At 42.9% G+C, this 3,015-nt stretch carries 2 protein-coding genes; one reads left to right on the top strand and one right to left on the bottom strand.

Features of this window, described 5'->3' with window-relative positions; translation table 11 throughout:
- Positions 1 to 251 precede the first annotated feature (251 nt).
- On the top strand, positions 252 to 632 hold the full coding sequence (locus tag CAG68_RS07585; RefSeq protein ID WP_017633640.1) for a cystatin domain-containing protein: 381 nt from the start codon (positions 252 to 254) through the stop codon (positions 630 to 632).
- A 58-nt stretch (positions 633 to 690) separates the two neighbouring features.
- Here CAG68_RS07585 and CAG68_RS07580 read toward each other — a convergent pair.
- On the bottom strand, positions 691 to 3,015 hold a 2,325-nt coding region (locus tag CAG68_RS07580; RefSeq protein ID WP_161440974.1), incomplete at its 5' end, for an SbcC/MukB-like Walker B domain-containing protein.

Raw genomic sequence — 3,015 nt, 5'->3', positions numbered from 1 at the left:
CACTAAGCCGCACCATCGCCCTAATAGGTACACATCACAATTCTTCATCATCAATAGCGCGCTGAACACCGAAACCTCGTCATCTCAGCAAATCGATAACAAGATTGCTCTATTTTTGACTTACAAGCTCACCATGCTTGTACATTTTGTCAGCATTTAACCCTATGCATATAGAAACTTTGCACAACATAGACATTCGTAGGCATATCACCCTCCTATAATACGTTGCGTTATAGACAGAGGTTATTGTTATGAAATTAAAAACAGTGTCAGTTTGTGCACTTTTGGTGTTACTTGCAGGTTGTCAGCAGGAAAAGCCGAGCGCAACGACACAATTAACGACCTCGGCAGATGTATGTAATGCACAAGGAAACATGCCAGGTGGGTGGAATGAGTTTAACGCGACCCCTGATGCACAAAAGGCAATGGCCTTTGTTTTAAAGAAAATGGACACAATAGCGTCGTTTAAACAAATACTGAATGTTCACGCGCAAATCGTTAGCGGCGTCAACTATGCTATTGAGTTTGAATTGGATGATGGCTCTGTTTGGAACACGATTGTTTATCGCAACCTCGATGGCGAATATGCGATTACCCAATCGCCAAAAGAAGGCCACTTTTGCGAACAGTAGCGACTTAGTCAGAAAGCCCCAACATTAGGGGCTTTTTGATCTAACAGTAGTCACTGAATTAGACAGCGAAGCGACATTGAGATTTAATCGACACCGTTGAACCAAGTCTTGATGGTTCTACATCAATCCTCTGCGCCATTTGTTCTTTCAACTCAGAAACGTGAGAAATAACACCGATCATGCGCCCAGTCTGTTGCAGGTCCACTAGCGTTTGAATAGCAAGATCTAAAGACTCTGGGTCTAAACTACCGAAGCCCTCATCAATAAATAAAGTGTCTAAACGGATACCGCCACTATAGGATTGCACAACATCCGACAAACCAAGTGCCAGAGCAAGCGCTGCCATAAATGATTCACCGCCGGAAAGTGTCGCAACATCACGCGTTTTTCCTGTGTAGCCATCTTCAACCATTAAATCTAAGCCGCGACCCGCAGCGCCTTTGAAGCCCTCTGTTTTTCGAGCAAGAATATAGCGCCCTTTACTCATAAGGCTTAAGCGTTGAGAGGCCTGAATCAGCACATCATCCAACAGTACACCAAGAACAAAGCGATGTAGGCTAACCCTGCTGCCTGTTTTACCGCTAGCAACGTCGTACAACGTACCAAAGACTTTGTATTCTTCTTCTAACTTACTATTTTTCTCATGCAACACGGCAATATCTTTACGAACCTTTTCAAGACGTTCAAATATTGAGCGTGTGGTATCAAGTTGATTCCTTACTTCAATATATTGCGCCTGCAGAGTGGTTAACCTGTCGTTAAACGACTCTAAATTAGGCCTTTCAAGATCTTTCAATGCATGATTTAAATCATGTAGTGTTTGCTCAAGCTTGGTTTGTGCCTGTTTGAAGCTGTCTATTTCTTGCTGCCAGGCTTGAAGTTCATCATCTCCCACTCGACTACTTAGATAATGGCTTTCATCTTCAAATTTACTCGCCTGTAGTGCCTCATTCCACGCTAATTCTGCTTGGCTAAGTTTTTGCTCTGACTCAGATAACCACTGCTTGTTCGTCGCTAAGTGACTTTCCGCATTTGATTTCTCCAATATCGCTTGCTGCAAAGCGTTTTGCGCCTTTTCTAAGCCTGTGTTCAAACTCAGAATTTGCTCTTTTGTCAGCAAAATTTCACGTTCAAGCAAGTCAGCGGAACTGTATTTTGGGTCAATAAAAGCTTGTAATTGAGCCAATTGTTCTTGGTTCGCTTTAACGGTTGATTCATTTGCCGCCATTTGATTCTGCAGCTCATGAATTTTATTTTCACCCACGACGCAGCGTTGATTAAGCTGTTCAACGTTCCTTTCTAGTTTTTCAATATCAATAGCTTGTAGACGTAGGAGTTGAGCATTAAGCGCTTGCAAATCATTTTGAACCGTCGAGATCTCAGATGTAGCATACTCACCCAACTCCTCTTTCAACTGGTTATACTGATTCTGATACTGACTAATGACAACGTTATGTTGTTCTAGCTGATTGCTTAGTTGGTTCAACAAGGTTTGAGCTTCTCGCTCTTTCGCTCTAGCCGCCTGAACTTGCTCTTTTGTAACGGCTTCTTCAACAAACGTTGTGGGGTTAGGATGCGTTTCGCTACCACACACCGGGCATGCTTCACCTGCTTTTAGTCGCTGCGCTAATACTGCCGCTTGAGCGTTGTGCCACTTAAGCTCTATCGTATCAGCGGCTTGTTGACGCTGCATATAGCGCTGACTGGCTTCGTGTAGTGACTGCTGCTTGCCTACAGTTAGCGCATTGAGTTTAGAGAGCTCTAAAGTAAGATCATGCAGCTTTTGTAGATCCTGTAACAGCCGTTGTTTTTGTTTTATTTCCGCATCGATGCTGCCAATAAGCGCAACATCAACTCGTGCTTTCTCTAGCTCCTTCTGTCCCTGCTGGGCCTGTAACGTTAACTTATCTTTTAGTTCTATGTACTGTTTTAACGTTGCTTCAAATTGTTGTTTTTGTTGATAACCCGCCGTTATTTTACTTTCCAAATTGTCTTTCTCGACCAACTTGTTTTTCATACTTTCAAGCTGATACTGCAGTTGCGTTAACTGCGGGACCTTTGCCGCTGCCTCTTTTGCACTTTGCTGCAAGTTTTCTTGTTCTCTCGCAACGACATTAGCTTTTTCGAGACTCTCTTCCAAAGCTACGATTTTTTGCCTAAGCTCTTGCGTTTGAGCTTTTGCATTTTGTAATGAGATGTAGGGCAACTCTATCTTATTGGCATTTTTAGCGTTTTCTAATTGCTGTTGACGAGCTTTTATCGAATCTGAGTGTTCTAGATGCAGCTTGAGTGCGCTTTCTGCTTGCTCTCGTTTCGAAAACTCTCCATTCAAGGTTTCCGCTTTTTGCAATTCAGATTTAGCAGTATTGAGCTTATCTAACGC

It is taken from the genome of Vibrio sp. V42_P2S4T144 (genome assembly GCF_009904715.1).
In the GTDB taxonomy this organism is placed as follows: domain Bacteria; phylum Pseudomonadota; class Gammaproteobacteria; order Enterobacterales; family Vibrionaceae; genus Vibrio; species Vibrio alginolyticus.
Note: the sequence above shows the minus strand (reverse complement) of the source record. Positions and strands in the feature narration are given on the sequence as shown.